General features: G+C 50.7%; 27 protein-coding genes and 1 pseudogene. 17 read left to right on the forward strand and 11 right to left on the reverse strand.

Annotated elements, in window-relative coordinates:
- Positions 1-5 precede the first annotated feature (5 nt).
- The 3 genes and pseudogenes from mmsB to PGRAT_RS13075 all read left to right on the forward strand — a co-directional run bounded on the left by mmsB (position 6) and on the right by PGRAT_RS13075 (position 2,450).
- A complete protein-coding gene (gene mmsB / locus PGRAT_RS13060) occupies positions 6-1,169 on the forward strand; it encodes a multiple monosaccharide ABC transporter permease (RefSeq protein ID WP_025706884.1) in 1,164 nt (387 codons plus the stop codon).
- A gap of 117 nt (positions 1,170-1,286) precedes the next feature.
- Positions 1,287-1,442 (forward strand): annotated as a pseudogene (locus PGRAT_RS31175) (BlaI/MecI/CopY family transcriptional regulator); the annotation flags it as partial.
- A 516-nt stretch (positions 1,443-1,958) separates the two neighbouring features.
- A complete protein-coding gene (locus PGRAT_RS13075; RefSeq protein ID WP_025706886.1) occupies positions 1,959-2,450 on the forward strand; it encodes a pyridoxamine 5'-phosphate oxidase family protein in 492 nt (163 codons plus the stop codon).
- Between the two features lie 126 nt (positions 2,451-2,576).
- Here PGRAT_RS13075 and PGRAT_RS13080 read toward each other — a convergent pair whose 3' ends face one another.
- Together PGRAT_RS13080 and PGRAT_RS13085 are read right to left on the reverse strand one after the other, a co-directional pair.
- The gene (locus PGRAT_RS13080) at positions 2,577-3,803 is read right to left on the reverse strand and encodes an MFS transporter (RefSeq protein WP_025706887.1); all 1,227 of its coding nucleotides are present in this window, start codon (positions 3,801-3,803) and stop codon (positions 2,577-2,579) included.
- On the reverse strand, positions 3,800-4,621 hold the full coding sequence (locus PGRAT_RS13085) for a TrmB family transcriptional regulator (RefSeq protein ID WP_025706888.1): 822 nt from the start codon (positions 4,619-4,621) through the stop codon (positions 3,800-3,802). The genes PGRAT_RS13080 and PGRAT_RS13085 overlap by 4 nt, the downstream gene beginning before the upstream one ends.
- Before the next feature lie 405 nt (positions 4,622-5,026).
- Between PGRAT_RS13085 and PGRAT_RS13090 the strand changes: the two genes are divergently transcribed.
- Both PGRAT_RS13090 and PGRAT_RS13095 read left to right on the forward strand, forming a co-directional pair.
- The gene (locus PGRAT_RS13090) at positions 5,027-5,695 is read left to right on the forward strand and encodes a TraX family protein (protein WP_025706889.1); all 669 of its coding nucleotides are present in this window, start codon (positions 5,027-5,029) and stop codon (positions 5,693-5,695) included.
- A 92-nt stretch (positions 5,696-5,787) separates the two neighbouring features.
- Positions 5,788-7,305: a copper amine oxidase N-terminal domain-containing protein gene (locus PGRAT_RS13095; RefSeq protein ID WP_025706890.1), complete on the forward strand. Its 1,518-nt coding sequence runs from the start codon at positions 5,788-5,790 to the stop codon at positions 7,303-7,305.
- 125 nt (positions 7,306-7,430) lie between these two features.
- Here the strand turns inward: PGRAT_RS13095 and PGRAT_RS13100 are convergent, their stop codons facing one another.
- Positions 7,431-8,864, reverse strand: a complete 1,434-nt coding sequence (locus PGRAT_RS13100) for a metallophosphoesterase (protein ID WP_081758888.1) — start codon at positions 8,862-8,864, stop codon at positions 7,431-7,433.
- Positions 8,865-9,129: 265 nt separating this feature from the next.
- On the opposite strand from PGRAT_RS13100, the gene PGRAT_RS13105 reads away from it, so the two are divergent.
- Positions 9,130-9,729, forward strand: a complete 600-nt coding sequence (locus PGRAT_RS13105) for a nitroreductase family protein (protein WP_025706892.1) — start codon at positions 9,130-9,132, stop codon at positions 9,727-9,729.
- Positions 9,730-9,805: 76 nt separating this feature from the next.
- Complete coding sequence (locus PGRAT_RS13110) at positions 9,806-10,000, forward strand: DUF2188 domain-containing protein (RefSeq protein ID WP_020426913.1); 195 nt, start codon at positions 9,806-9,808, stop codon at positions 9,998-10,000.
- 111 nt (positions 10,001-10,111) lie between these two features.
- On the opposite strand, the gene PGRAT_RS13115 is transcribed toward PGRAT_RS13110, so the two are convergent.
- Together PGRAT_RS13115 and PGRAT_RS13120 are read right to left on the reverse strand one after the other, a co-directional pair.
- Positions 10,112-11,344: a peptidylprolyl isomerase gene (locus PGRAT_RS13115; RefSeq protein WP_025706893.1), complete on the reverse strand. Its 1,233-nt coding sequence runs from the start codon at positions 11,342-11,344 to the stop codon at positions 10,112-10,114.
- Between the two features lie 217 nt (positions 11,345-11,561).
- Positions 11,562-11,897 carry a hypothetical protein gene (locus tag PGRAT_RS13120; RefSeq protein WP_025706894.1) on the reverse strand — a complete coding sequence of 112 codons (336 nt, stop codon included), beginning with the start codon at positions 11,895-11,897 and terminating at the stop codon, positions 11,562-11,564.
- Positions 11,898-12,115: 218 nt separating this feature from the next.
- On the opposite strand from PGRAT_RS13120, the gene PGRAT_RS13125 reads away from it, so the two are divergent.
- Complete coding sequence (locus PGRAT_RS13125) at positions 12,116-13,225, forward strand: lactonase family protein (protein WP_025706895.1); 1,110 nt, start codon at positions 12,116-12,118, stop codon at positions 13,223-13,225.
- A gap of 165 nt (positions 13,226-13,390) precedes the next feature.
- Here the strand turns inward: PGRAT_RS13125 and hfq are convergent, their stop codons facing one another.
- The gene (gene hfq / locus PGRAT_RS13130; protein WP_025706896.1) at positions 13,391-13,612 is read right to left on the reverse strand and encodes an RNA chaperone Hfq; all 222 of its coding nucleotides are present in this window, start codon (positions 13,610-13,612) and stop codon (positions 13,391-13,393) included.
- A 21-nt stretch (positions 13,613-13,633) separates the two neighbouring features.
- Between hfq and PGRAT_RS13135 the strand changes: the two genes are divergently transcribed.
- Entirely contained in the window at positions 13,634-14,377 is a 744-nt protein-coding gene (locus PGRAT_RS13135) for a phosphatase PAP2 family protein (RefSeq protein WP_238326847.1), read from the forward strand.
- Positions 14,378-14,488: 111 nt separating this feature from the next.
- Here PGRAT_RS13135 and PGRAT_RS31610 read toward each other — a convergent pair whose 3' ends face one another.
- Positions 14,489-14,974: a hypothetical protein gene (locus tag PGRAT_RS31610; RefSeq protein WP_025706899.1), complete on the reverse strand. Its 486-nt coding sequence runs from the start codon at positions 14,972-14,974 to the stop codon at positions 14,489-14,491.
- Positions 14,975-15,278: 304 nt separating this feature from the next.
- Here PGRAT_RS31610 and PGRAT_RS13145 point away from each other — a divergent pair, with 304 nt between their 5' ends.
- Entirely contained in the window at positions 15,279-16,310 is a 1,032-nt protein-coding gene (locus tag PGRAT_RS13145; protein WP_025706900.1) for an FUSC family protein, read from the forward strand.
- A 276-nt stretch (positions 16,311-16,586) separates the two neighbouring features.
- Positions 16,587-18,944, forward strand: a complete 2,358-nt coding sequence (gene helD / locus PGRAT_RS13150) for an RNA polymerase recycling motor HelD (RefSeq protein WP_025706901.1) — start codon at positions 16,587-16,589, stop codon at positions 18,942-18,944.
- 280 nt (positions 18,945-19,224) lie between these two features.
- Here the strand turns inward: helD and PGRAT_RS13155 are convergent, their stop codons facing one another.
- The 3 genes from PGRAT_RS13155 to fsa all read right to left on the reverse strand — a co-directional run bounded on the left by PGRAT_RS13155 (position 19,225) and on the right by fsa (position 21,726).
- Positions 19,225-20,445: an MFS transporter gene (locus PGRAT_RS13155; RefSeq protein ID WP_025706902.1), complete on the reverse strand. Its 1,221-nt coding sequence runs from the start codon at positions 20,443-20,445 to the stop codon at positions 19,225-19,227.
- Positions 20,446-20,456: 11 nt separating this feature from the next.
- On the reverse strand, positions 20,457-20,900 hold the full coding sequence (locus tag PGRAT_RS13160; protein WP_025706903.1) for a MarR family winged helix-turn-helix transcriptional regulator: 444 nt from the start codon (positions 20,898-20,900) through the stop codon (positions 20,457-20,459).
- Between the two features lie 178 nt (positions 20,901-21,078).
- Positions 21,079-21,726 (reverse strand): fructose-6-phosphate aldolase, encoded by a 648-nt coding sequence (gene fsa, locus PGRAT_RS13165; RefSeq protein WP_020431819.1) that lies wholly within the window; start codon positions 21,724-21,726, stop codon positions 21,079-21,081.
- A gap of 232 nt (positions 21,727-21,958) precedes the next feature.
- On the opposite strand from fsa, the gene PGRAT_RS13170 reads away from it, so the two are divergent.
- The 3 genes from PGRAT_RS13170 to PGRAT_RS13180 are packed head-to-tail and all read left to right on the forward strand — an operon-like array spanning position 21,959 to position 23,506.
- The gene (locus PGRAT_RS13170; RefSeq protein WP_025706904.1) at positions 21,959-22,426 is read left to right on the forward strand and encodes a hypothetical protein; all 468 of its coding nucleotides are present in this window, start codon (positions 21,959-21,961) and stop codon (positions 22,424-22,426) included.
- The gene (locus PGRAT_RS13175; RefSeq protein WP_025706905.1) at positions 22,410-22,973 is read left to right on the forward strand and encodes a macro domain-containing protein; all 564 of its coding nucleotides are present in this window, start codon (positions 22,410-22,412) and stop codon (positions 22,971-22,973) included. Before PGRAT_RS13170 ends, PGRAT_RS13175 begins: the two co-directional genes overlap by 17 nt.
- A gap of 56 nt (positions 22,974-23,029) precedes the next feature.
- Entirely contained in the window at positions 23,030-23,506 is a 477-nt protein-coding gene (locus tag PGRAT_RS13180) for a GNAT family N-acetyltransferase (RefSeq protein WP_036705838.1), read from the forward strand.
- 8 nt (positions 23,507-23,514) lie between these two features.
- On the opposite strand, the gene PGRAT_RS13185 is transcribed toward PGRAT_RS13180, so the two are convergent.
- Positions 23,515-23,712 carry a hypothetical protein gene (locus PGRAT_RS13185; protein ID WP_025706907.1) on the reverse strand — a complete coding sequence of 66 codons (198 nt, stop codon included), beginning with the start codon at positions 23,710-23,712 and terminating at the stop codon, positions 23,515-23,517.
- Between the two features lie 77 nt (positions 23,713-23,789).
- Between PGRAT_RS13185 and rpiA the strand changes: the two genes are divergently transcribed.
- Genes rpiA through PGRAT_RS13200 form a run of 3 tightly spaced genes read left to right on the forward strand, consistent with a single transcriptional unit; the run spans position 23,790 to position 25,473 of the window.
- Entirely contained in the window at positions 23,790-24,476 is a 687-nt protein-coding gene (gene rpiA, locus PGRAT_RS13190) for a ribose-5-phosphate isomerase RpiA (RefSeq protein WP_036705839.1), read from the forward strand.
- Positions 24,445-24,972, forward strand: coding sequence for a VanZ family protein (locus PGRAT_RS13195; protein WP_162165090.1), 528 nt, complete (start codon positions 24,445-24,447; stop codon positions 24,970-24,972). The genes rpiA and PGRAT_RS13195 overlap by 32 nt, the downstream gene beginning before the upstream one ends.
- A 60-nt stretch (positions 24,973-25,032) precedes the next feature.
- The gene (locus tag PGRAT_RS13200; protein WP_025706910.1) at positions 25,033-25,473 is read left to right on the forward strand and encodes a GNAT family N-acetyltransferase; all 441 of its coding nucleotides are present in this window, start codon (positions 25,033-25,035) and stop codon (positions 25,471-25,473) included.
- Positions 25,474-25,898 lie beyond the last annotated feature (425 nt).

Here is a 25,898-nt window from a genome sequence, read left to right on the forward strand (position 1 = left end):
AGAACATGGGAGCGATAAGCGAAATTTTCAAAAAGAATATCCGCCAATATGGCATGATCATTGCTCTGATCTTTATCTCGATTTTCTTTCAAATTCTTACGGACGGCATTCTGCTCAAGCCGCTTAATGTAACCAATCTGATCCTGCAGAACAGCTATATTCTGGTGCTGGCGATCGGGATGGTGCTGGTGATCATCACGGGGCATATCGATCTCTCAGTCGGTTCAGTAGCTGCTTTTATCGGGGCGCTGTCAGCGATTATGATGGTGGATATGCAGATGAATCCGGTGCTGGCAGTCATTCTTTCACTGCTGATGGGTGCGCTGGTTGGAGCCTGGCAGGGCTTCTGGGTGGCCTATATCAAAATTCCCGCCTTCATTGTGACCTTGGCCGGCATGCTGCTGTTCCGCGGGCTGACGATGATCGTGCTGAACGGGCAATCCATCGCGCCTTTCCCCAAATCCTTTCAAAAGATAAGCTCCGGCTTTATCCCGGATCTCTCCGGCGGCAGCTCGCTGAATGTGCTGACATTGATTGTGGGGATTGTGCTGTCCCTACTGGTCGTATACCAGGAATTCCGCAACCGTAAAATTTCCGTGAAATACGGTTTCGAGCCATCCTCCGTCTGGCTGTCCGTTGCCAAGGCTGCGGCGCTGGTGATCGTCATCAACTTGTTCACAATGGTACTTGCCCAATATAACGGGATTCCGAACATCCTGGTCATTCTGCTGGTACTGATCGTCATTTATTCCTTTGTCATGAATCATATGACGATGGGGCGGCATATCTACGCTCTGGGCGGCAATGAAAAAGCAGCCAGCCTCTCCGGCGTCAAAACCAAACGCGTCACCTTCTGGGTGTTCGTCAACATGGGCGTGCTTGCTGCTTTGTCAGGTCTGGTGTTCGCGGCACGTCTGAACTCGGCGACTCCCAAAGCGGGCACCAACTTCGAGCTGGATGCCATTGCCGCCTGCTTCATCGGAGGCGCTTCCGCGTCTGGAGGGATAGGCACGGTAGTTGGCGCCATCATCGGCGGTCTGGTCATGGGCGTCATGAACAACGGCATGTCCCTTGTCGGCCTCGGAGTCGATTGGCAGCAGGGCATCAAGGGTCTCGTGCTGCTGCTGGCAGTAGGCTTTGATATTTACAATAAGTCGAAGACGGCGTAAGCGGTAAGCTGGATTGTGAAGAGCTAAAATAGTTGTTACAGCAGGATACACGAATGAAACATCAAGATGGGAAGAACCGCTCCTGGCACATCAGCAGGGAGGGGTTCTTTTTATTGCATCTCGCCTGAAGAGTATAAGCTGATTGAAACTCAGCATGTCCTGAACGGGTTATATCAGGGTTCCGTTAAGAATCTGATATCCGCTATGTATGACGGTGACAAGCTTTCGGAGCAGGATATAGAAGAGATGAAACAATGGTTCTCAGAAAAGTAGGTGATGATGATGAACACCATTCTTGAAATTCTGTTCTCCCTGACCGTAGCCGGAAGTATAGTTACAGCCAGTACTCATGCAATGGGGCTGCTATCCACCGATCATTTTCCTGCAAAATGGCGATACCGGCTCACGAAGATGGCAGTGGCATTGTATCTGTTTCCTGTAGCTCTAATTATTCCATGGTTATCACAGTTCACCGCATCAAACATGGCAGGAGACATACAGGATTTCCAGCCGTCAAGGTTTGAGAGTTTCGTATCCGAACCGCTCCTGCTGGCTGTGACCATCTCAGCTAACGCTGCTTATGTTCTCCTGGGCATATGGGCAGCAGGTAATAAACTCCGTATTGGAATTTGCCAGAACACCATATTACACATTTGATTTTGATTTGAGGCAATGCCGGCCTGATCCATGCTTGAACCCTTAGAGATAGGTTTTCTCCGATTCGGGTTAATAATAGATACACGTTTGGATATCCTATTCCCATAACCCGGAAGAAACGAGGCGGTAAGCATGTCAACTTTGGACAAAAGTCATCAGGAAGCTGTCGAGACAGTTCGGGAACTCATCAAAGGTATTGATACTGCGATGTTCACAACGATCTCGGAAGAAGGTCTGGTATCCCGTCCCATGAAGACTCAAGAGGTTGAGTTTGACGGAGACCTGTGGTTCATGACGAAGAAGGACACCAGCAAGTTTGGGGAAATTATCCATGATCCGAGGGTTAATGTGGTGTACGCTGACAAATCCTATGTCTCCATCCGCGGAACAGCGAAGATCGTGGAGGATCTGGAGAAGAAGAAAGAATTTTGGAGTGCAGGGTATAACACGTTCCTGAAGACCACCTATGATGACCCGGATGTGATCCTGATTCAGGTTCATGCCGAAGCCGCAGAATATTGGAAGAGCGGGAACCTGGCTGAGATGGCGACTTACATGTTCAAACGAATCACCAATCAGGATACGGAGAAGTCGGATCTTAACAAGACGATTGAATTAGAGTAATAATATTGAGGAAAGATGCCCTCTGCCCTGGAATCCTCCAGCGGCATGAAGCACAAATAACCCAAACAAGCAGATTGAGGCACCTGTCCTTGATCTGCTTGTTTGGGTTTAATACGATATTGACTGTTACCCCTTCTCCGCTGTATACGTCTTCTGGGTCCGGAGGACGGGGAAGAGCCAATACATCCAGATCACAGAGATGACGAGGGTACCGAGTCCGCCAATAACTGTTGCAGGCACGGCACCGACCAGACCGGCCATCGTACCGGATTCAAATTCGCCCAGCTGGTTCGAAGTGCCGATGAACAGTGAGTTAACGGCGTTAACACGGCCTTGCATCTCCTGCGGCGTGTTGACCTGAACGAGCGTCGAACGGATTACGACACTTACGACGTCGGAAGCGCCAATGAGGAACAACGCGAAGAGCGAGAGCCAGAAGCTGCGGGACACACCGAACAGGATTGTCGCCAAGGCGAACACTACGAGAGAGGCGAATAGCGTTCTACCGATTGCCCGCTCCACCGAATACCGGGTTAAGATCAGCGAGACGACGATCGCCCCGACCGCTGGCGCAGAGCGCAGCAGACCAAGTCCGAGTGATCCGGTCTTCAGAATATCCTCGGCGAAGATCGGCAGTAGGGCAGTTGCGCCGCCAAGCAGCACCGCGAACAGGTCGAGCGAAATGGTGCCGAGAATGATTTTGCGGGCAAATACAAACTTCAGGCCGCTGAGGAATGTGTCCATGTTGACGGCATCCAGCTTCTTCACGAAATGGACAGTCTTGATGAAAAAGATTAGAACAGTCGATACCAGAAGCGCGGCCAGCGATGCAATGTAAGCAGCGGCGGTACCCCAGACCACGAGCACACCACCGAGTGACGGACCAACAATCATCGCAGTCTGCATCGCTGAGGCAGACCAGGCTGCCGCCTTCGGCAGCTGTTCGCGGTCCACGATGTCCGGCACAAGTGCTGCCGAGGCAGGGCCTTCGAAGGTGCGGCATGCACCCAGAATGGCGGCTGCGACCAGCAGATGAAGCGAGCCCAGCCAGCCTTGCATACTGCCGAAGACAAGCAGCAGGACCACAACGCTCTCCATAAGCTGACAGAGATAGACGATAGTGCGGCGGTCATAGCGGTCCGCGGTCTGGCCGGCCGGCAGCGTCAGCAGCAGCATGGGCAGGAATTGTGCCAAGCCGACAAGGCCGAGCTGGAAGGCACTGTCAGTCAGCGCGTACATCTGCCAGCCGATGGCGACAGACAGCATTTGAAAAGCGCTGGTCGAGAATATCCGCGCGATCCACAGGCGTAAGAACGAGCGGTTATGCAGTACGGACGAGCCGTTTGGATTCAAAGCAAGTCATCCTTTCTTGATATAAAGGTATTCAAGTTCTCCGAGTGCATCTCGGGATGCTCTCGCCGGATCAGGGCGTAATCCTTCCCGTATCGTTCCTCCAGCTCCCTGGCAAAATCATTTTCGATCCGCATCATCACCACATCGTGGAAGTACGAGGTCTGCAGCACGTTCAGCACCGCCGGGTGGTTACTCTCCAGCGCCGTTGCCGGTGCATGCCGGCTGAGGCTGCCGAGGATCGCTGTCTCCTTGTCCAGCAGCATGGAGAAGTTCCGTGATTTATGCGGACCACCGGGCGGCACACTATGTACAATAACGCGTGTAAGCTCCGTCTGCGCTTCACCGATGACCATCAGATGAACGGCGGTTCCCCGGCGCTGGGCTGCGAGCAGCGATTCCTCCACCCAGTGCAGGTCCTCTGCCCAAAGATCGACCAGAATCTCCTCCCTGGCATTGGCAGCGAGGCGGCGGAGCGCCAGATCCACTTGCTGATCTCCCTTCCAGTTACTGAAGAAGGGCGGGGAATCCGGCAGTGTGGTCAGCTCACTCTCCAGTAAGCGGGCAGTGCGTTCGAACTCGGATTGAAGCAGTTTCACAACTTGTCCGATCGGGATCGCCGCGAATCTAACCGGTTCCCCTTCTTCGGCACGGCAGACCCCTTTCTCCACCAGGCCGCGCAGTGCGGCATACACGTTGGACCGCGAAACGGATACCTGCTTAGAGACCTCATAGCCTGAAGAGGGCTGCTGGCCGTGCAGCGCGAGATAGCAGCGGGCTTCCAGATCGGACAAACCGAGTTTCCGTAGGGCTTCAATCATTTGGGGCCTCCTTCGTTTTTGAACATCATCAGATATTTTAGAAGTATTCCAAAATACTACTCTGCGTTTGGGTAGCTGTCAAGACTGGAATTTCAGAATAGAATGAGTTCGAAGCGTAAACTTGAAATAATCTAATAGGGACTAATGCAGAAAAACTTACATCTCTGCTATAATGTTAGCATCATGCTTATGGAGAAGTAACGGTGAGAGTGGGCACTATATATTGCCTTCCTTGGCTGGATGAAATTTGGGTGGAGGCTATCCGAACGAGGCTGGAAACTTGTTCAGCACTTTTGAATGAATAGGGCTGCATCACAATGATTCCTGTACAGAATCTGTCAAAGATTGATTACTTTATCGACGAGGCATCAGTTGTCCCTTAATTCATCCCAATGGAGGCCAGAGATGCAGATTATTGCAATGCTGACCATGCTGATCGATCATATCGGCTATATATTTTTTCCGGGCGAGCTGGCTTGGAGGATCGTGGGAAGAATTGCTTTTCCAATATACTGCTACGCGCTCGTGCAAGGGCATATACATACATCATCGAGGCCGCGTTATTTGCGGAGGCTGCTCTGGATTGCACTGTTAACTCAAATCCCCTATAATCTGGCGCTTGATCCGGGAGGCTGGAATGTCGTCTTTACCTTGCTTCTGTCGGCGCTGGTTCTGTTTGTTCTGGATAAGTTGCCCAATCCGTGGTACGGTATTCCTGTAGTGATTCCTGCTATTGTCCTGATGGACCAGTTGCCGCTGGATTACAATGCCTACGGTCTGCTGCTGGTGCTGATCTTCCGTTACGTCCGTTCCTACTGGCTTATTCTGGCCCATTTTCTGCTGAATAGCATCTATCTGTTCTATTATAGCTGGGTGGTACAAATGCTGAGTATCGTTCCTACCCTTCTGATTGCTGGAGCCCCGGGATTCTGGCGTCTGCTGGAGCAAAAACGGCTGCCGCGCTGGATCTGGTGGTCCTTCTATCCACTGCATTTGGCCGTGCTGGCTTTGGTGAAGATTCTGCTTTTTCAGGAATGGGTAACAATAGATTGGCGGAGTCTGTTTACAATATAATCCTGCAGCCAGCTGCAGGGCTTGAACCCCCGATCCTCCCTCTTTAGAGTTGATGGATATAGATTGCAAAATATAACAAGAGGAGACATGCTATGAAGAAAATGAAAGCAAGGACCAAGTGGTTGCTCCCGATTCTCGCATTGCTGCTGATTCTGGCAGGCTGCCAGTCGGTTGCAGGACTCGATGTCAACAAGGCGCTTTTGGGGGATCTGGATGTAAAATCTTCTGAATCCAGCACCACCTTGTCTGTGAATGCTGTACCTGCTGCAGGAATTAGCGCAGAAGATCAGAAAATGGTGGATCTGATTAATTCCTTCTCCCTGAACATCAGCCATGTGAAGCTTCAGGATAATGGCAACATTTCGGCATCAGGAGTTGTGGGCTATAAGCAATTATCCATTCCTTTTACATTCTTTATGGATACTACTGCCGTCGTTTTTACAGCAAAAGGTGCGAAACAACCTTTCTATTACCCGCTTGAGGGGTACGAGGAATCCCTTGGCCTTAAAGGGCTTGACCAGAACAAAGCCACGGAGCTCTCCAAGCTGCTTACTCAGTTTGTGGTCAAAAATCTGCCGAATCCCGGCGCGATCAGCGTATCTTCTGTAAATGAATCTGTATATGGCGAGCAGCTGAGTTTGACTAAGCTGCATACGGAGATTACAGGAGAAGAAATGCCGGCACTGGTGAAAAGCTTCCTGAAATCTATTTCCAAGGATACCGAAGGGTTCACGGCATTCATCGGCAGCCTTTATGATTATCTGTATCCGCTTCTGGAAGCCAATGGTATCGGCGCAAATGAGCTCAGCGATCTGGGACTGGGTGATATTCCCCTGGGAGATAAAGAAGGAGTAGTGACGGTAGCGCATGATGCGGCCAAATTGGCTGTAGATGCACTTCTGCTTGTCTACGACAAACAGCTGGATAATCTTTACTCTTCCACGCCTGAACTGAAAACTGTACTCAGCAAAGATACCAAGCTGAATGTGGATCTGTTCGTGGATAACGGGTTCCATATCCGCAAGCAGAATATCGATCTGAATGTCGCATTGCCGGCCAGCGAGGACCTGCCGCTTCAGAGTATTTCTCTCAAGCTGGGAACCCAGACCTGGAATGTGAACGGTCCGGTGACCGCTGATCGAATTTCTACTGACGGCGCGCTGAATATGTCTTCAACCGAGCTTACTCCGGGACAGACACTGAGAAGCTTCGAGCAAGGTTCTGATATTTACAGCCTGCTCAAGAATGATATGGGTATTACCTCCAAATCGTTGGTGATTGCCCCGGATGATGATTACTATTATCCGATTGTCGAAGGAGGCACAACCTATGTGCCGCTGCGGTATCTGGCTGAAGATCTGGATGCAGCAGTGGAATGGGATGGTGCTAACCGTGCTATCAAGGTTACCGATGATGTCTACGGCGACCAGCTGGTGTTCAAAATCGGATCTGACAAGGTTCAGATCAACGGTGCTGCAGTGAAGCTTCCGCAGCCGGTATTCGTAGATGAATACGGGGATGCTTATGTACCGCTTCGTCTGCTGGCAGAGGCGCTTCATGCCAAGGTTAAAACAGATGAGGATGGCTACATCTATATTGACCGTCCTTAAACCTGCAGTTATAAAAAGCCGGAACCTCTCCAACAAGAGGTTCCGGTTTTTTGCTTCCCAAGTGAGTGAGCCTAAATTCGCACTGAAATCAGTCTAGGGGAAACTCCCTGCGGCGATTACGAAGATCAGGGCTTTGTCAGATTCATTTTCAAGAAGACATTGCTGAGCAATTTATCTGCGGCCATGCTCTGGATATAGCCGGACATGAAGCCGCCATCCATACCCATCCATAACTTATAGCCCGGCATAGCCTTAATTTCATCCAAAGCATCCGAAGCAGTCCCGGCAAAATAATTCACGTTGAGCTTAGCCATAACTTCAGCCATGGACTGCTTTTCACGCTCGCTGAATGTGGATTCTTTGAGGCGGGCCATCGCCTTATTATACGATTGGTCTGCGAATACACTCTCTGCATAAGCTGTAAAGTTTAACAGATTGGGATCGGTAATGCCATTTGCCTTGGACCAGCCTTCCACATTTACTGAAGTAGAATGGTAGGTAATTGCCCGTGTAACGGGATCGAAGGTCAAAGCTCCATATTGATGCGGATTGACGGCGAAGGCACTGGTAGCAATATCATAGACCGGAGATTCCCCAGAGCCTGCCGTGCCATCATTTCCGCTTTTCGGATCGCGGGCAATATCCTGCATGTGAATGTGCCCGGACAATACCAGATTCAGATTATTCCTGCGCAGCGTCTTCATCGTTTCCTGACTGTTGTTGAGCTTGAAGCCGGCAACAGACATGGAAGTGTGGCTGAGCAGATTATGGTGCATGACCGTAATGATTGAGGCATGTTTCCCGGCAGCGAGCTTCGCGCAATCATCCATCCAGGAGAGGGTAGAAGGGAGAATGCGCCCGTCTGTCTGGGGGAAGCCATAACTTTCATTGTTCGCATATTGACTGCTGTCGATCATCAGGAGATAGAGTCCCGGGGCTGCGTTGACGAGGTAGCTGAGGCTGTCCTTATCCCGCGAGAGGGCTTCTGTATAACCGAAGTCGGCATACATTTCGGTGAAATCCTCTGGTGTAATATGCTCTGCCACGATCTGTTTATCTGCCTTGAACGACCTTGCCCAGGGATTATTCAAGTCGTGATTGCCTGGAATCACATAGACATCGGTCCCCGCTGCCTCCACGCGCTTTAGCTTCTCTGCCAGCTTCTTATGGCTGCTACTTTCCCCGTTATTGGTCAGATCTCCGCTGAGAATCAGGAATTCCGGCTTTTTTTGCTCAGCATCGTAGACGAGCGCTTCCATAAGTTCATCGCTGTAGGGAAGGATTTTGCCGTCCCCGCCGTTCACATAGGCTTGAAAAGCTGCACCGCCATCCTGAAGGTCCTTGTCAAGGTAGTGGGTATCTGTAGCCACCCAGAACGACACCGGCGCCGTTTCTGTTTCTGCCTGTACAACGGTTGACTCTGCTGTCCTGTCCGGTATTGACAAACCGGTGTCTCGGCAGCTTGCAAGGATAAAACCTGTGGCCAGCAGTACGGTAATCATATGTATGTTTGTTTTTTGCAAAGAAAAATAGCCTTTAACATGAGGCTTCTTCATCATCTCAACCTTCTTTCTGCACTTTTGCTGAATTATTGTAGCCTATTTGGTGCAGAATTGTATATCGAAAAGTGAGTAACTGTTTCTTAATCGCCTGATCGGCTTTAGAAATTAGTGGAAGGTGAATAAATATACTCTGAGACAGCGACAATAGAGTAGGTATGTAAACAAGCAATAGGAAAAAGTTGCGAATGGTTGTTGCGTTTCGAGAAGAAAAGTGTTAAGATTTAAAAAAGTAAGTTACTAAATAAATGGAGGTATTCATATTATGTCTAAAACCTTTCTTGAAGCGGTAAAAGGCAGACGTTCTATCTATGCGATCAGCAAAGAATCCCCGATTTCCGATGCAGAGATTCAAGAGATTGTAGAAGCGGCAGTCCTACATAGCCCAACTTCATTCAACTCCCAAAGCTCCAGAGCAGTAGTGTTATTGGGAGATAAGCACGATAAAGTATGGGATATTACAGCAGACACCCTGCGCAAAATTGTACCCACTGAGCAATTCGAAGGCACTGCACAGAAGCTGTCCTCGTTCAAAGCCGGCTATGGCACAGTATTGTTCTTTGAAGACCAGGCAGTGGTGAAACATCTGCAAGAGAACTTTGCCCTATACGCTGAAAACTTCCCGATTTGGTCGAACCAATCCTCCGGTATCCTGCAGTTTGTCGTATGGACTGCTTTTGCTGAAGCAGGTCTGGGTGCCTCGCTGCAGCACTATAACCCGCTCATTGATGATGAAGTGAAAGCAACCTTTAATATTCCGGCCGACTGGAAGCTGATCGCTCAAATGCCTTTCGGTAAAACGGTCACCGCACCAGGCGAAAAGGAATTTCAGCCGATTGAAGAACGCGTAAAAGTAATTAAATAAGCCAAATTCAGATAGTGTTTAAAACCTCCTTGATCCGGCTAATGATATCTATAGCCCGGTTAAGGAGGTTTTTGCGATGCCATGGAATAAAGATGATTATCCGGATTCTCTGAAGAACTTTATGGCCCCGGTGCGGAATAAGGCGATTGAGATCGCCAATGCCCTCTTGGACGAAGGATATGAAGAGGGCAGGGCAATCTCGATTGCCACGGCACAGGCCAAAGAGTGGGGCGAGAATCATGATAAGCAGATCCGCAAAAAAAACCATTAGCCCCATGGATTGCTTTTGGAGAATAAACAAAAAGAGGACAGGCGGGAATGACCGCTTGTCCTCTTTGTATGGGTTATGGTACTGGTTGAAGCCAGAGTAATGGAAAATGTCCTATTTCGCAGCTGGAGCTTCTGTAGCTGCCGGAGCTTCGCTGGCATCCGGTGCTTTGTTTGCATCTGGTGCTGCGCTGGCATCAGCAGAAGGGGATGCTTCTGGTTTATCCGTCAGCGTGTTGGTAATCTTCGCCCCGGCATTCAGCTCCTGCAGCCAAGTGGAGGACATTTCAGATACTTTTTTTGCTTTCAGTGTTTTGGTGATTTCTTCTTTTTTCTCGGCAAGCGTATAATTGTGGGCTTCTTTGCGGTCGGTTACTTTGATAACGTGGTAGCCATAGTCCGTTTTGACAGGGCCGCTGGTTTCGCCAACCTTGAGTTTGAAGGCAGCATTGGAGAATTCAGCTACCATATCGCCTTTTTTGAAGAAATTAAGATCTCCGCCTTTTTCCTTAGAGCCGGTATCTGCAGATTTCTCTTTCGCCAGTGCGGCAAAATCTGCTCCACCCGCCAATTGTTTTACAATCGCATCAGCTTCTGCTTTGGTTTTTACTAGAATATGGGAAGCGCGGACCTCTTCTTCCTGATTGAAGGAAGCCTTGTTCTCTTCGTAGTACTTGGAAATTTCATCTTCTGTTACTTTTACTTTTGGCTCAACCAATTTACGGATTTTAACCTGCATCGGCATTTGCTTCTTCAGGTCATCCAGCGTCATCGAACTTTGCTGCAACGCATTGTTCAGAGCTTCTTCACCGCCGAATTGGGTCTTCAGATCTTCAAGTTCTGCCTGGATGTCGGCATCGGTCACCGTAATATTGGCTTTTTTGGCTTCCTGGTCTACGAGAGTGGAGGTGATCAGGTTCTGGAGAGTGGCTTCACCGCCGGCTTCAACCAGTTTATCGTAAAGCTGTGCTTTGGTAATGTCGGTTCCGTTCACAGAAGCAACGGCTACTTTGCTGTCATCCTTCTGGAAAGGCTGTACGATGAGTACGACGATAAGCGCTGCAGCCAGGACAATCGAGGCGATCATCCAGCCCCGTCCGCCTTTGGAACCCGGGGAGGAGGGAGGGGTACCGTCGCCAACCTTATTCATTACCGGAACATTGGCAGCGCTGTCAGGTGCATCGTTCTGCTCGAACACTTCTGCAGCTTTCTGGGCAGTATCCGGTTCAAACCCAGGGCCGGATACGGTTTCCTCCGGTGCTCTTTCATTCATATCGGAAGTGCTGTTCTCTTCCGGTGCTCCATTGTTGTCCAGATGTTCATTCTCATTGAAATCTTTTTTGTCCATTATAATTAATGACTCCCTTCAATATAGGTGTTGCCTGTCTTTCTACAACTTTACCAGAAATCAGGATTCCAAACCTTAAGAAAGTATAAAAAAGCCAATTTACTTTTTAAGTTTCTCTTAAGATACAAGAAAAAGCCGGAGCCGCATGAATAGAACATGCGGCTCCGGCTTTGGGAAGGCTCCATATTTTTCTCTGCTGCAAACGGAAAAGATCCGTCTAAGAGCTGAGGCTTCTCAGCAGATGACGTATGCCTTCCTGCTTCCGTCTTGGCACACGGACAGTCTTGGCATACAATCCCATCTCTCCGAAATAGATACAGTCGTCTTCAATGGAGCTGATCTTGTTGAGATTGACGTAGCATCCCCCATACACATGATAATAACTTGGGTTAGATACTAAACGGTTAAGCTGCTCGGCAGTCATTCTCTTTTTAATGTTATAGTTTCTGCCGTGAAAAATGACCAAATCATGGTCCCCGACCTTAAAGAACAGAATGTCCGTTTCCACCTCGAAGTCCTCATACACATTTCTGGCTTCCAGCAGGCTGCTCATTCATGTTCCCCCTTTAAATATAGTGAAAAATCTAATGTTAGCGCTTTCATTATAACATAACGATCTGCCCTTGCAAAGCCTCATTTTTAAAATATTTTGTGAAATTTTACTACGCGATTTGTCATAGACGCTAAAAAAATGTAAATTATATAAATGGCCGGTCCGAATGCGGGCCTTTAGGCAATGAGACTGAAGACCATTCGAGGAGGATTACCGAGATGAAGAATACAAGACTGCTGCTGTTTACCGGTTCCTACGCAAGCGCTGACGAAAGCGGGGTTCAGGTCTTTGAATTCAATGGAGAAGCAGGGGGCACGCTCACCCTTTTAGATAAGGTGCAGGGCATTACTAACCCGACTTTTGTGAACGTAGATGCTGCAGAAGGACGGCTGTATGCCATAGGAGAAAAGGCTAATGGAGCAGGCGGTAAGGAAGGCGAGGTTGTCTCCTTTGCGATAGATCCGCAAGATGGCAGGCTCATGGAATTGAACCGCATTTCCACAATGCCTGCCGCAGACAGCGGCCAAACGACAACCTGCCATATCTCAAGAGATTCCCGCAATGAATTTATTATCGTATGCAGCTATCATGGAGGCCTCGTGGGGCTGGTGTCCTTGGATCAGGAAGGTTTGCCGCTGCGTCTGGAGGATACCGCAGTACATAGGGGACAGAGAAACCTGCCTGGGCAGGATAAGCCCCACCCGCATTCGGCCATCTTTAGCCCGGATGAGAAATATCTGTTCGTCTCCGATTTGGGGCTGGATCTGATCCGGGCCTATAAAATTAACCGTGACACGAAGACACTTGAAGCCCTGGGCGACACCATGCTGCATGAGGGGGCAGGACCGCGCCATTTCGTCTTTCATCCGGACGGAAAATCCGCTTATGTAATCAATGAGCTGGATTCCACGGTTACCTCATTCCTGTATGACAGTGCGGCAGGTACACTTCAGACGGCTGCAACGATTTCTACACTGCCTGAGGACTATCCTGCGGCGGGCAACAGCTGTGCGGAAATCGCTTTGTCTGCAGATGGGCTCTTTTTGTACGGTTCGAACCGCGGCCATGACAGCATTGTGGTTTACGCTGTTAACCCTGCAACTGCCAGACTTACACTGGTGGAGCATGTCTCCACACATGGCGGGCATCCGCGCCACTTTGCCCTTACTCCAGACGGCGCATATCTGATAGCCGCTAACCGGGATGGCAATAATCTGGTGGTGTTCAGCGTTGACCGCTCAAGCGGTCGGCTCAGCTTTACCGGAAATACCGCCGAGGTATCCAAACCGGTGTGTGTAAAACCTGCATATTTTCCATCGGCCGAATAGTCCGGGAAGAACCCTGCTCTGTGGTAAATACAAGGATGATGTTTATTCGTTAGATATGGAGATTCCTTATATTTCAAGCAAAAGGAACACCGGAGCACAAAGCTCCGGTGTTCCTTTTGAAAAGGGGCTGTAATTTTTAATTAACGGAAAGGTTGGACTGAATGCTTATTTGAGCGAGACAGGCTTCAGCGGTACAACTGTGGAGACGGCTGATTTGAACAGCACATTCTGTCTCCCGTCACCTTGTCCTTGCAAAGTAATGGTATAAGCGTCATAAGAGGTTACAAGTCCCTGCATTTTAACCCCATTGGTTGTAAAAATCGTCACGGGAACCTTGGTCGAGATGCATTGGTTCAACACACGCTCCTGTAATTTCAGAGTTTCCACTTTGGCAGCACTCCATCTTTTTTGAATTGTCTTCCAGAACATTATACCACGGGTAAGACCTTCTCTGGAAATGAGGTCATCCGGCTTAAATTAGACAAGGGGGTAGTTACGCTGCAATACCAATACTGGTCAAGAGGTTTTTGGGGGTTTATCGGGTTTTTTCCGGTTTTTGTTGTAATTGCTATGTTTGTGAAGATGGACCGGATCTCCGGGTTTGACAATTTCATTATTCAAGCCGTGCAGTCAGCGGAATCCCCGGCACTCACTTCCCTGGCCAAGGGATTGTCCCTGGTGGGCTCGTCCAGTCTTGCAATCGGCATTTCATTACTGACTTTGGTGCTGCTGTACTTTGTGCTGAAGCATCGTATCGAGCTGATCCTGTTTCTTGCCGTAGGGGCAGGCTCACAGCTGCTGAACACCTGGATGAAGCTGTGGTTTCACCGGGAACGCCCAAATATCCACCGCCTGATCGAACAGGCTGGATACAGCTTTCCGAGCGGGCATTCCATGGCGGCGTTCTCGCTGTACGGCATCATTGCGTACCTGCTGTGGCGGCATATGAGAAGGCGCAGTGAGCGGGTACTGCTAATTCTGTTCACGGTGCTTATGACAGGGGGAATTGGCTGGAGCCGTGTCTATTTGGGGGTACACTACCCAAGTGATGTCATTGGTGGCTATGCGGCCAGCGGTGCCTGGATGATGTTATGTATTGCCTGCTTTGAGGCTTACCGGAACTCCCGGAAGAGCAAGAAGAGCCTGTTATGAAAAAGCGGATTCCCGCTCGCATGGGAATCCGCATATCCGCCATATGAATACACCCGTTCAGCCTCTTTTAACGCTGCAGTGGTGCCTGAATTCAAGGGGTTTGGCAGCTTTTTAACGGCTTGTGGACTTCTGGAAATGATCCATGCGGCTAATGCCCAGCTTCAGAAGTGCCGGCAGGCCGGCTTTTAGCTTATCTGCCTCACTCTGTGTCAGACGGCCGTCTTTGATGCAGGCCTCCAGTTTCATGACTGCTGCGTCGCTCAGCTTTTGGATGTATTGCTCTTCGGTCCAGCCCTTCTTCTCTTTGGCCAGCGCATACAAGGTTGTACCTGATCTCAGGCTGCGGACCAGCTCATGCCGGTCGATCTCCAGGAGCTTGGACGTTTCATTGATAATGAAATGCCCGCCTCCGGCGCGGAAGTCTTTATCCATACCCGGGGGATGGGGATGGCGGTGTTCCTGTTCAGCCCGGACTGCTGAACCGGGAGCAGCCGTAGGTGTACTTCCGGCAGCATTTTCCGCAAAGGCGGCAGCCGGTGCAAGGCAGAGCAGAAGCGCTGCAGCGAAGGCTGTAATTCTTTTGACATTGTTGCTCATGATTCACCTCATACTTGAAATTTGTGGGGACTGCTGTATCCAGTATTCCCCGAAAGCTGAAAGAATCCTGAAAGCCTGCTTAAGCCATACTAAAATTCGCCAGCCTGCTTCCTGGGTAATAATGTCTGTACCTTCTTAGAAATGAACCAAACCGGATCAGGATATACATATTTTTACGCGAGTTTTGAACGAAGTAAAACCGGAGAAGTCATGCTCACAAAACTTAAGCATATGCTTCCGAAGCGAGTTTTGTACGAAGTAAAACTGGAGAAGTCATGCTCACAAAACTTTAGGAGGGATGGATTTGGCTTTTGGCGCCCGCATACTCAAAACCGGATTGGCCGTAACACTTGCACTTTATCTATCCGCTCTGTTGCAATTCTCTTCTCCTGTAGGCGCAGCGATTGCAGCAATATTTGCGATGCAGCCCTCGATCTACAGATCCTGGCGGTATTTTCTGGATCAGATTCAGACGAGTACCATAGGTGCGGTACTGGCGCTGCTGGGCGGAATGCTGCTGTCCAATGAGCCGATTGCCGTCGGGCTGGTATGTATTCTGGTGATTATGATCAGTATGAAAATGAAGCGGGCCGATACGATCGGATTGACCCTCGTCACCGTAATTTCGGTTATGGAAGCCTCAGGACAATGGGAGTTTGCCTTAACCCGCTTCTTGCTGACTTTGACCGGTATTGTCGCTGCTTTTATTATCAATATTGCTGTATTTCCCCCGAAGCCGCGGAAGCAGTATATTGAGCAGATTGAAAATGTATTCGGCAGCCTGTCGCTGCTGCTGCGGACGGCTGTGTCGCATGAGATGAAGGAGAGCGTCTTCCGCGACGAAAAAAATGCGCTGGAGGGCTCTATCCGGTCGCTTGCCGATAAGTACGCCTTGTTCGAGGAAGAGCAGAAACAGCTCCGCCGGGCCAAATACAGCCAGACCCGGCAGATGGTAGTCTATAAAAACCTTCTGGCTTCGCTGCAGAAAGGGTTTGAAGTGCTGGAGGCGGTGGACCGCCATTACTTCCAGGCAGAACGCACCGGAAAGACCGATGAGCTGTTTGACCGGCATCTGGAGCAATTAATCAAATATCATGAGACTATTCTGCTCAAGTTCGAAGATAAGCTGAAGCCGGGAGCAAACGATATGGACCCGCTGGCTGAAGATAACGACCGTTTTCTCCAAGCGGCAATCAACGGCTATGATGCTGAGAAATCCGGCCAGCTGCGTCTCTCCGTAGTGGCGGCTGCGATTTATGACTACGGATATCAGCTGGAGCGGCTGGATAAGGTTGCGGATCAGATTAACCGGCTTTCTGCCGATGAGAAGGAATAATCATGATCCTGCATTTGAACAGTACAACGTTGACTGTCAAGCATGTATTGGCGCATACTTTATAGCATGGAAGGGTAATGTCTGGTCATAGCAAAAGATCCGGCCCCTGAAGGGACCGGATCATTATGTATCAACAGATAGAAAGACTTGAAAAGGAACGGTGCACTTGTTAAGATAAAAGGATATCAGAAAAAATAGTCAAAAAAGCAAAATTACTCAATCTAATTATAACATAGGCAAGGATAAATATCAACCTTCCGAAGGGGATGAATTGCAATGGAGAAACATGATAGCGAGTGGGAAGAAGAGCAGAAACGGGTAAACGGAATTACGAAGCTGCTGTCGGCCCATATCAGGCGGCTATCCGAGGAGCTCGGTCTTCATCGCAGTGATGTCGTGGATATGCGTAAAGATTTCTGGGAAGAGGTGACGGTAAACTTCAGCAGCCCGGATGACCTGGGGGAAACTTCGACAAGTCTGCGGCAGCAGGCGCAAATTCTGAATGAACGCGAACGCCATCATCTGCAGTCAAGCAAAGCGCTCAAAAAATATAGAAAGCTTGTTGTGTCGCCTTATTTTGGACGGATTGATTTTAAGGAGACACCGGATGCAGAGACAGAACGGATTTATCTGGGCATTGGCTCGCTAATGGAGGATAACGGCTCGTTCCTGATTTACGACTGGCGCGCCCCCATTTCAAGTCTGTATTATGACGGGGCTCCGGGTCCGGCAGCCTATGAAACACCAGGCGGGCTTGTCTCCGGCACGATGGAGCTGAAACGCCAATTCGTAATCGATAACGGCACGATTGAGGTCATGTTCGATACAGGCGTTACCATTGGCGACGAACTGCTTCAGCAGGTGCTCAGCCACAGCGCGGATGACCGGATGAAAAGTATTGTAGCGACGATCCAGAAAGAGCAGAATGCCATTATCCGCAATGACCGGAGCCGGATGCTGGTCGTGCAGGGTGCTGCAGGCAGCGGCAAAACCTCAGCCGCGCTGCAGCGCGTGGCTTATCTGCTCTATAAATACCGCGAGGTGCTGCAGGCGGATCAAATGCTGCTGTTCTCGCCGAATCCGCTTTTTAACAGCTATGTATCCACAGTACTGCCGGAGCTGGGTGAAGAAAATATGCAGCAGACTACGTTCCAGATGTATCTTGAGCACCGTCTGGGCCAGGAATTTGAGCTGGAGGATGTCTTCAGCCAGACAGAAAGCCTGCTGAATGCCCCGGAAGGGCCTGAGGCGGCCACACGGAGAGCGGGAATTGCCTACAAGTCGTCTGTGGCTTTTTTGGATGTGATCCGGCGTTACGTCAATCTTTTGGAGCATGAGGGGATGCTGTTTAAACCGCTTGTGTTTCAAGGCCGGACAGTCGTCAGTAAAGAAGAAATGGAGCAAAAATTCTACAGCTTTGATAATAGCATTAAACTGGCGAACCGGATTGATCTGATGACAAGCTGGCTGCTCAAAAAAACCGCTGCATTCAGTGTGGAAGAACGGGAATCGAAGTGGGTGGAGGATCAGATTGAGCTGCTGGATTCCAGTGACTATCAGCGGGCCTACAATATGCTCCGCCGCAAGGGGGGCGGCCGGAATGACAGCTTTGATGACTTTGATATGGAAAAAACCGTGCTGGCCCGGTATATTGTCAGCCAGCGTCTGAAGCCGCTGCGCGGCTGGACCAAACGGGGAAGGTTCGTGGATGTGAAGGGGCTGTACAGTCTGCTTTTTGCTGACCGTAACTTAATGGAACGCCTGGGCAACGGCCGGGCCCTGCCGGAAGAATGGGGCTCTATCTGCCGCCAGACGGTGGCGTCATTGAGCCGGAACGAGCTTGCCTATGAGGATGCCACACCTTTTCTGTATCTGAAGGAGCTGAGCCAGGGCTTCCGGACCAATACACAAATCCGTCATGTAATCGTCGATGAGGTGCAGGATTATTCCCCGTTCCAGCTTGAATTCATGCGCCGCCTGTTCCCCCGGGCCAAAATGACAGTGCTTGGCGATCTCAATCAGGCGATTTATGCCCAGGGTGAGGTGCTTGGTGATCTGGGCGGGCTGGTCAGCATCTACGGCAAGGAGAATACGGAAGTGATCTCGCTGACCCGCAGCTACCGCTCGACCTATGAGATTGTTGAATTTACGCGTTCGATGATCCCCGGCGGGGAAAAGATTGTTCCCTTCAACCGGAGGGGGGAATCACCGCTGCTGACGGTTGTGGACAATGAGGAGGGTCTGCTTGGTTCTATTGAGCAGGATGTTCTGAATCTGCACTCTATGGGCTATCATTACGTAGCGGTAATCTGCAAAACGGCAGAGGAGAGTGCGCGCGTCCATGCCGAGCTGCAGAACAGGCTTCCGGTCAGGCTGGTTACGAAGGATACGCCCAATTTCCAAAAAGGGACCCTGGTGCTTCCCGCATATTTGGCCAAAGGTGTGGAATTTGATGCCGTCATCATATATGACGGCTCTGAAGCTAAATATGGCCGGGAAAGTGAACGCAAGCTGTTCTATACCGCGTGCACCCGGGCTATGCATCTGCTGCATATTTACAGCCTGGGGCAGCCGAATCATTTCCTGCCTGCCGTAGTCCGCGAGTCGGTGACCGCGGGAGTTGTGCAGCGCTGAGAGCCTGAATTGGATATTCCGATGCACGAAGACCGCCCCCTGTTACGGGAGGCGGTCTTTTTCTTGTAGATAAGCCGTGCATTAAGTTGGAGATAAGCGGAGGGCCAAATTCAGCGGCTTTGCACAAACTTTTTGCAAATAGCTCCTTTCGAAGAAGCGGCTGAGCAGGAATAACTGGAATGAGGGCACTTAGTTCTCCCCAAAATCAACAATTGCGGGTAATGGATGTAAACGCCATATGCGGTGTTGCACGCTGCAGCATAAGGAATAGCTAAATTGCTTATTTGGCCGCCGATTGGCTGCTGAAATTCTTTGGTGCTGATTTAGGACGGTTATACCGTTTAGCGAGCAATAGGGATGTATATATTAACAGCAGCAGAACAGGAGCCAGCGCCGAGTACCGGTACATGACGCCATAGCTGGTGTATAATGCAATGGAGCCGAGGATCATGGTGCCAATAGCTACACCGAGGTCCAGCGAGTTGAAGAACATCCCGTTAGCCATCCCGCGCTGGCGGGGCTCCACGGATTGAATCATCCAGGTCTGTAATGCGGGCTGCATCGAACCGAAGCCGATTCCGTAACAAATGGCTGCCGGAAACAGTGCAGCCGTTGAGGAAGCGAAAGAGAGCAGCAGCAGTCCTCCAACAATGAAAAGGCTCCCCGGAATGAGCAGTGCGGGAGGGCCGAAACGGTCGTAAATTTTACCGGAGAGTGGCCGTACAACTACTATAGCCGCAGCATTGAACAGAAAGAAGTAAGCGATATGCTCCAGATGTGCCTCAGCACCGTACAGAGCCAGAAAACCCAGCAGCCCGCCATAGGATACAGACAGCAGAAAGTTAAGCAGGCAGGGGATAAACAGTCTCCGGAAGGCGCCGCCCTTGAGTTCTGATACCGGCGGGGCGGACGGCTCCTTATGATGTGCAGGCAGCTTCGTGGCCAGGCGGTAGCTGAGCGGCAAAATGAGCACCATAGCAGCAGCAGTGCAGATCAGCAGCGATCCAAAGCCTGGACCTTGCAGCAGACTGAGCCCGATCAGCGGACCGGCGGACATGGCAAGACTCGTGGACAGGCCGAAGTAGCCCATGCCTTCGCCCATCCGCCGGACCGGGATAATGTCAGAGGCCATCGTCGGAAAGGCGGTGCTGGCCATGCCGAAGCCAATCCCGAACAGCATCCGCAGGAGCAGAAGCGCAAGAATGCTTCCTGCCCAGTAATAGCCGGCTACCGCAGTTATGGAGACGGACAGACCCAGGAAGATCAGCAGATTGCGGCCGCCTTTCTCCATAGCTTTGCCGGAGAACAGCCGGGAGGCGATAGCGCTCAGTGCAAACAGGCTGGTCACAAGACTGACTTGCACAGATGAAGCCTGCAGCGTTCCTTCGGCATAAGCGGGGAGGGTGGAGAGAGTCATCTGCAGGCCCATAAACAGCAGCAGATTGCATAGGGTAAGCGTTATAAATGACGGTGTCCATAATCGTTCAGATGAATGATTCAAAGGGGTGTCTCCTATTCTTGATTTGTATTTCCGGTGTTGTGGTAGATCAGTTCCAGCATGGAGCGGAGGTCTTCGATCTGCTCGGGGCGGAGCCCGTTGACCGCCGCAGCGATCGTCTGTTGCTCCAGGGACACGGTACGCTCTATTAATGACTTGCCTGTTTCTGTCGCATAGAGTTGAAAGGCACGCCGGTCGGCAGGGCTCGTGGTTTTGTGTATGAAGCCTTTCTTCTGCAGCAGTTCTACGATTCTGGCCGTAGTCGGCTGGTCTTTGGCAGCAGCGGCGGCAACATCCTTCTGGTTAATGCCCTCACGGTCACAGATCATCAGCAGAATTGACCACTGTTCCGGGGTGATGTCATAGGGTTTCAGGACCCGGGCAAATGCATTGGAAATCCTCCGGTGAGTAGAGCCCAGCAGAAATCCGAGGAATTCCTGGGGAGAAGTATGCGGCATGGCAGTTCGTCCTCTCAAAATAATTGTCATGACAATTATAATTAAGACAATTAATCCTGTCAACGTTCGACTAACAGAAACGTCCGCCCATCCTCACATAAACGCTGTATGGAAATTCAAAAAAGCCTTTTCCCGCAGTTGCGGGAAAAGGCTTGTAACTGAATATTTTAATCTATACTTAGGCTTGCGGAACCTTCTCCCAGTCTTTCAGGAAACGTTCGATACCGTTGTCTGTCAGCGGATGTTTCCACAGGGAAGGCAGGAGTGAGCCCGGAATGGTTGCGATATGCGCTCCGGCAATGGCTGCCTGCTCTACATGGGCAATATTGCGGATGCTGGCGGCGATAATTTCCGATTGAAGTCCGTAATTGGTCAGAATGGTCTTCAAATCCGAGATCAGCTTCATGCCGTCTACACCGATATCATCCAGACGGCCAACGAACGGGCTAATATAGGTAGCCCCGGCTTTGGCGGCCATCAGACCCTGAGCTGCGGAGAAGATGAGGGTAACGTTGGTTTTGATGCCTTTTTTGGTTAATTCATAACAAGCTTCCAGACCATCTTCAGTCATTGGCAGCTTGATGACAACATTCGGTGCCCACTCAGCTATTTCGTAAGCTTCCTTCAGCATTTCTTCGGCCTTCAGACCGATGACCTCGGCGCTGACCGGACCTGGCACAATAGCGACGATTTCTTTGATTACATCTTTGAAAAGTCTGCCTTCTTTGGCGATAAGCGACGGATTTGTCGTAACGCCATCCACTAATCCGAGGCGGGTAATACGTTTGATTTCCTCAATATTTCCGGTATCCAAGAAAAATTTCATTTCGTGGTATCCTCCCTTGGTTTGATATGGATTGACAAACGTTTTGCACCACTTCATTATGGATCATGCTGTTGGAAGTTTCAACTGTTAATATGAATATTTCAAAATAACTTTATAGAGTGGCGGGCAAAATTGTTTAATTCAGCGCATAGCCCCATTCCCTGACACGTTCTTCACGTGATAATATAGAAGCGGTGTTGCCCATTTCCAGCTGAAACGGCAGGTGTCAGATATGTTTATGGTATTCGCGGGAGTTATTGTCTTTCTATTATTTGCAGCCGGAGTCATGGCTTACCAGAACTGCAGGCTGATTGCCCAGCAGGAGGCCGGTGACTCTGCGGGGCGTATCAGCAGTTTAATGTATTCCGTCTATTATCAATCCTTTTCCTATAATGAAGAGCGGCCGGAAGCGGTCCCTTTGTTCCAGTTCACAGTACGCCCCCCCGCCGAAGGGCAGCGAGCGAGCGGCGAGATCGACAAGACCATAGCCCTCTGCCGTGTTCCGGCCGGAAGCGGAGAAATGGCGCTCTCCGACGCGCAGAACTGGATGCTCGGCAGTATCCGGCAGTCTGCCCTGCGGGGCGAGCGGATTATCCCGGCTTCATTTAAGGACAAGGCGGCCGGCAAAGGGGAACAGGAACTCATCTTCCGTCTGGAAACGGCCGTGAAGGAGGAAACGGGACATGCCGATCATCATTAACCATGTGGCTGTTTCCGCCTGCCAAGGGGATATAACCTCCTGGCAGGGGGATATGATTGTGAATGCGTCGAATTCAGGCCTTTTTGGCGGCGGTGGGGTGGACGGTGCGATTCACCGTGCAGGCGGACCGCAAATTGCCGGGGAGTGTGCAGCGATCCGCCGCAAGCAAGGCGGAATTCTGCCTGGTGAAGCAGCCGTTACAAGTGCCGGGAAGCTCCCGCTGCTGGGGATCATACATACTGTAGGACCGATTTGGAAAGGCGGAGACGCTGGTGAAATTTCAACTTTAGCCAGATGTTACTTGAGCAGCCTGGATGCAGCATGCACCCAAGGGGCGCAGAGCATTGCTTTTCCGAACATCAGCACGGGAGTATATAATTTCCCCAAAGCCCTGGCTTGCCAAACTGCGCTAAGGACTGTGGTAGAATATGTTAAGAGACGCGATTCAGGAGGACTGCCGCTAAAACGGATCGAATTTATCTGCTTTGAGAAGGATAACGCTGATTTATATGAGGAAATGCTTAAACGTTATGGTGATATATATTGAATTAGGAAAAGCGGCGGAAGCTGCGGAAACAACCGGATGGGAGTGAGGCGCGCGGGATGATATCGAATATCGAAGTGAGTTTTACAGTGGTGGAGCCTGAGAACAGGGATTTGAGGGCATTAATTGCCCGTCTCGATGACGAACTGAAAGCAAGGTATCCGCATGAAACCATCTATGTTGTTGATTTTTCTGATCCCAAGGTGCGGGAAATGACTTTCGTGGTAGCTTATGCGGGAGACAAGCCGGTAGGCTGCGGGGGCCTGCGGCCGCTTGACCCGGATTCATCGGTGATGGAGCTGAAGCGTTTCTATGTAGACCCGGATACCCGCAAGCAGGGGATTGCTAACCGCATGCTGCTGGATTTGGAGCAGAAAGCAAGAGCAGCGGGCTGCATTGAAATCAGGCTGGAGACAGGCATCAAGCAGCCGGAAGCAATTGCACTATATGAGAAGCACGGCTACCGGCCGATTGACTTGTTTGGCCCTTATATAGGCGATCCTGACAGCCTCTGTTACGGCAAAAGCTTGTCCTGACCCGCGCCTTACGCGTGGTATTTCCCGGCCGGTGCATCCAGCACCCATTCCAGCATCAGGAGCATATCCTCAAGCCGGGTCAGCTGGGCATTCAGCGGTTCGCGCTGGGGACTGCCATCGGGCAGCGGGGCCAGGCGGGATTCGAGGGATCGCTTTTGCAGGGTCAATTCGTTGATTTTGGACTGGATCTGTTGTTCAGTTCTCATACGGGAAACCTCCTGGCGGTAATGTAATGATTAATAGTACTACGAGACATTATAACGGATAGATGGGGGTAATAAAAATGAGTATCAATGTGAAGCAGCTCGCAGCAGAGAAGGCAGTGGAATATGTGGTGGACGGAATGAAGGTGGGGCTGGGTACCGGTTCTACGGCATACTGGGCCATCCGCAAGCTGGGAGAACGTGTACAGGAAGGGCTGAAGATCACCGCGGTTGCCACTTCTGTAGCCTCGGAAGAGCAGGCCCGCGAGCTGGGTATTCCTCTGGTTGGCTTCGGTGATATCGATGGACTTGACCTGACGATTGACGGGGCCGATGAGCTGAATCACGACCTGGAGCTGATTAAAGGCGGCGGCGGGGCGCTGCTGCGTGAGAAAATCGTCGCCCGGGGCAGCAAGCAGATGATCGTGGTGGCGGACGAGAGCAAGGCTGTAGATACGCTCGGGCAATTTCCGCTCCCGGTGGAGATTGTTCCCTTTGCCTGGGAATGGACCGTCGCTGAACTGGCCAAACTGGGCTGCACCGTGGAGCTGCGGAGCAGCGGGGACGGGCTGTATAAGACTGACAACGGCAATTACATTGCGGATTGCCGGTTCGGGGCAATTGCTTCGGCATCTGAACTCGCAGGGTCCTTGCAGAACATCACCGGAGTAGTTGAACACGGGCTGTTCATCGGCATCGCTGCTATGGCGATTATCGGCAAACAGGATGGCAGCATTGAAATTATTGAGCGTGAATACGGCGAGTAGCAGCCGGAAGCAGAGTAAACCCCGCCAGAGGGGCGGAAAAAGGCGTACACCGGTGCAGCCGCGGGGAATAGGCAGGGCAATGCTGCTGATCCTGCTTATCGCATACAGTTCCGCTCTGGTGTACTGGATGTTTATCGGGTTTGGGCGGTCTGTACACACAGAAGGGCCTTTCCGCTATAACCTGGAGCCGCTGCGCACCATAAAACTTTACTTTGATCTGGATAACGGGGTTTCTTTCCTTGGAAGGCTAATTAATCTGCTGGGCAATGTTATTGTTTTTGTGCCATTTGGCTTTCTGCTGCCTTTGCTGAGGAGAAGTCTGCGTTCTGTGCTTTTGCTGCTCTTCGTCTCGGCCTTGGGGATACTGTTCCTGGAGACGGTGCAGATGCTGCTTCGTGTCGGCAGCTTTGACATTGACGATGTGCTGCTTAACCTGGCGGGAGTATTGACCGGGTACATTGTGCTTTGGATCGTGTTTTTAATGGGGAAAAGATAAGCCGGAGTTAGGAGTTTATAAGTAGGATATAGCGGAACAATGGGGAGGAGAAAATAAACAATGCTGGTAGATTTGAAACAGCGTACGGATACGGATGAAGTGAAAGAACTGCTGGCTTATGCCGTCATTGATGAGCCGGATGCGCTGTGGCGTACCTCGGTGGAATATGTCAGAAAGGCAGCGCTGCAGCTCTATGGATGGGAAGAGGAAGGTTTGCTCGTAGGACTCGTAGGTTTTGAGGAAACCGAAGATGGCTCGCTGGAGATCCGCCATATCGCTGTGCTCCCGGAGAACAGGGGGAAGGGCTATGCGCGGGGCATCATTCTCGAGCTGCTGGCCGCTCGCAATCCGCGGTATCTGCTGGCTGAGACGGAAGACGAGATTGCCGCCGATTTTTACCGCAACCTGGGCTTTATGGTGTACAGCCTTGGGGAGAATCCAGCCGGCATTGAAATGTTCCGCTGTGTCTACGAGGTTGAAGAAGACGAGGATGATGAATAAGGAGCACTGTCTGAATTTGCTTAGCTTAGAACGCAGCGGCAGCATCCAACACAAGCCATTTCGCATTGATTTTATGCGGGGTGGCTTTTTTTGTATGATTCGTCGTCGAAAGGACGAATGTGGACCGGTAACAACAGCAGAAATGCTGTTGTTGAAGAGCCGGAGGCAGGTTTGCCCTGAAAGAACGGCAGAAATGCCGTTGTTGAAGAGGCGTAGGCGGGTTTAGCTGGTAACAACAGCAGAAATGCCGTTGTTACAGCGCCGGAGGCAGGTTTGCCATGAAAGAACGGCAGAAATGCCGTTGTTGAAGAGCCGGAGGCGGGTTTGGATGGGTTTGGGTGGGTTTGCCCGGAGACAATGAGTAACCTATGAGCCGTAGGGTGTTTTTGCTCTTGTAAATCTTTTGCGGGTGTTGTTTTCGTGGT

The organism is Paenibacillus graminis, from assembly GCF_000758705.1.
Classification (GTDB): Bacteria; Bacillota; Bacilli; order Paenibacillales; family Paenibacillaceae; genus Paenibacillus_AQ; species Paenibacillus_AQ graminis.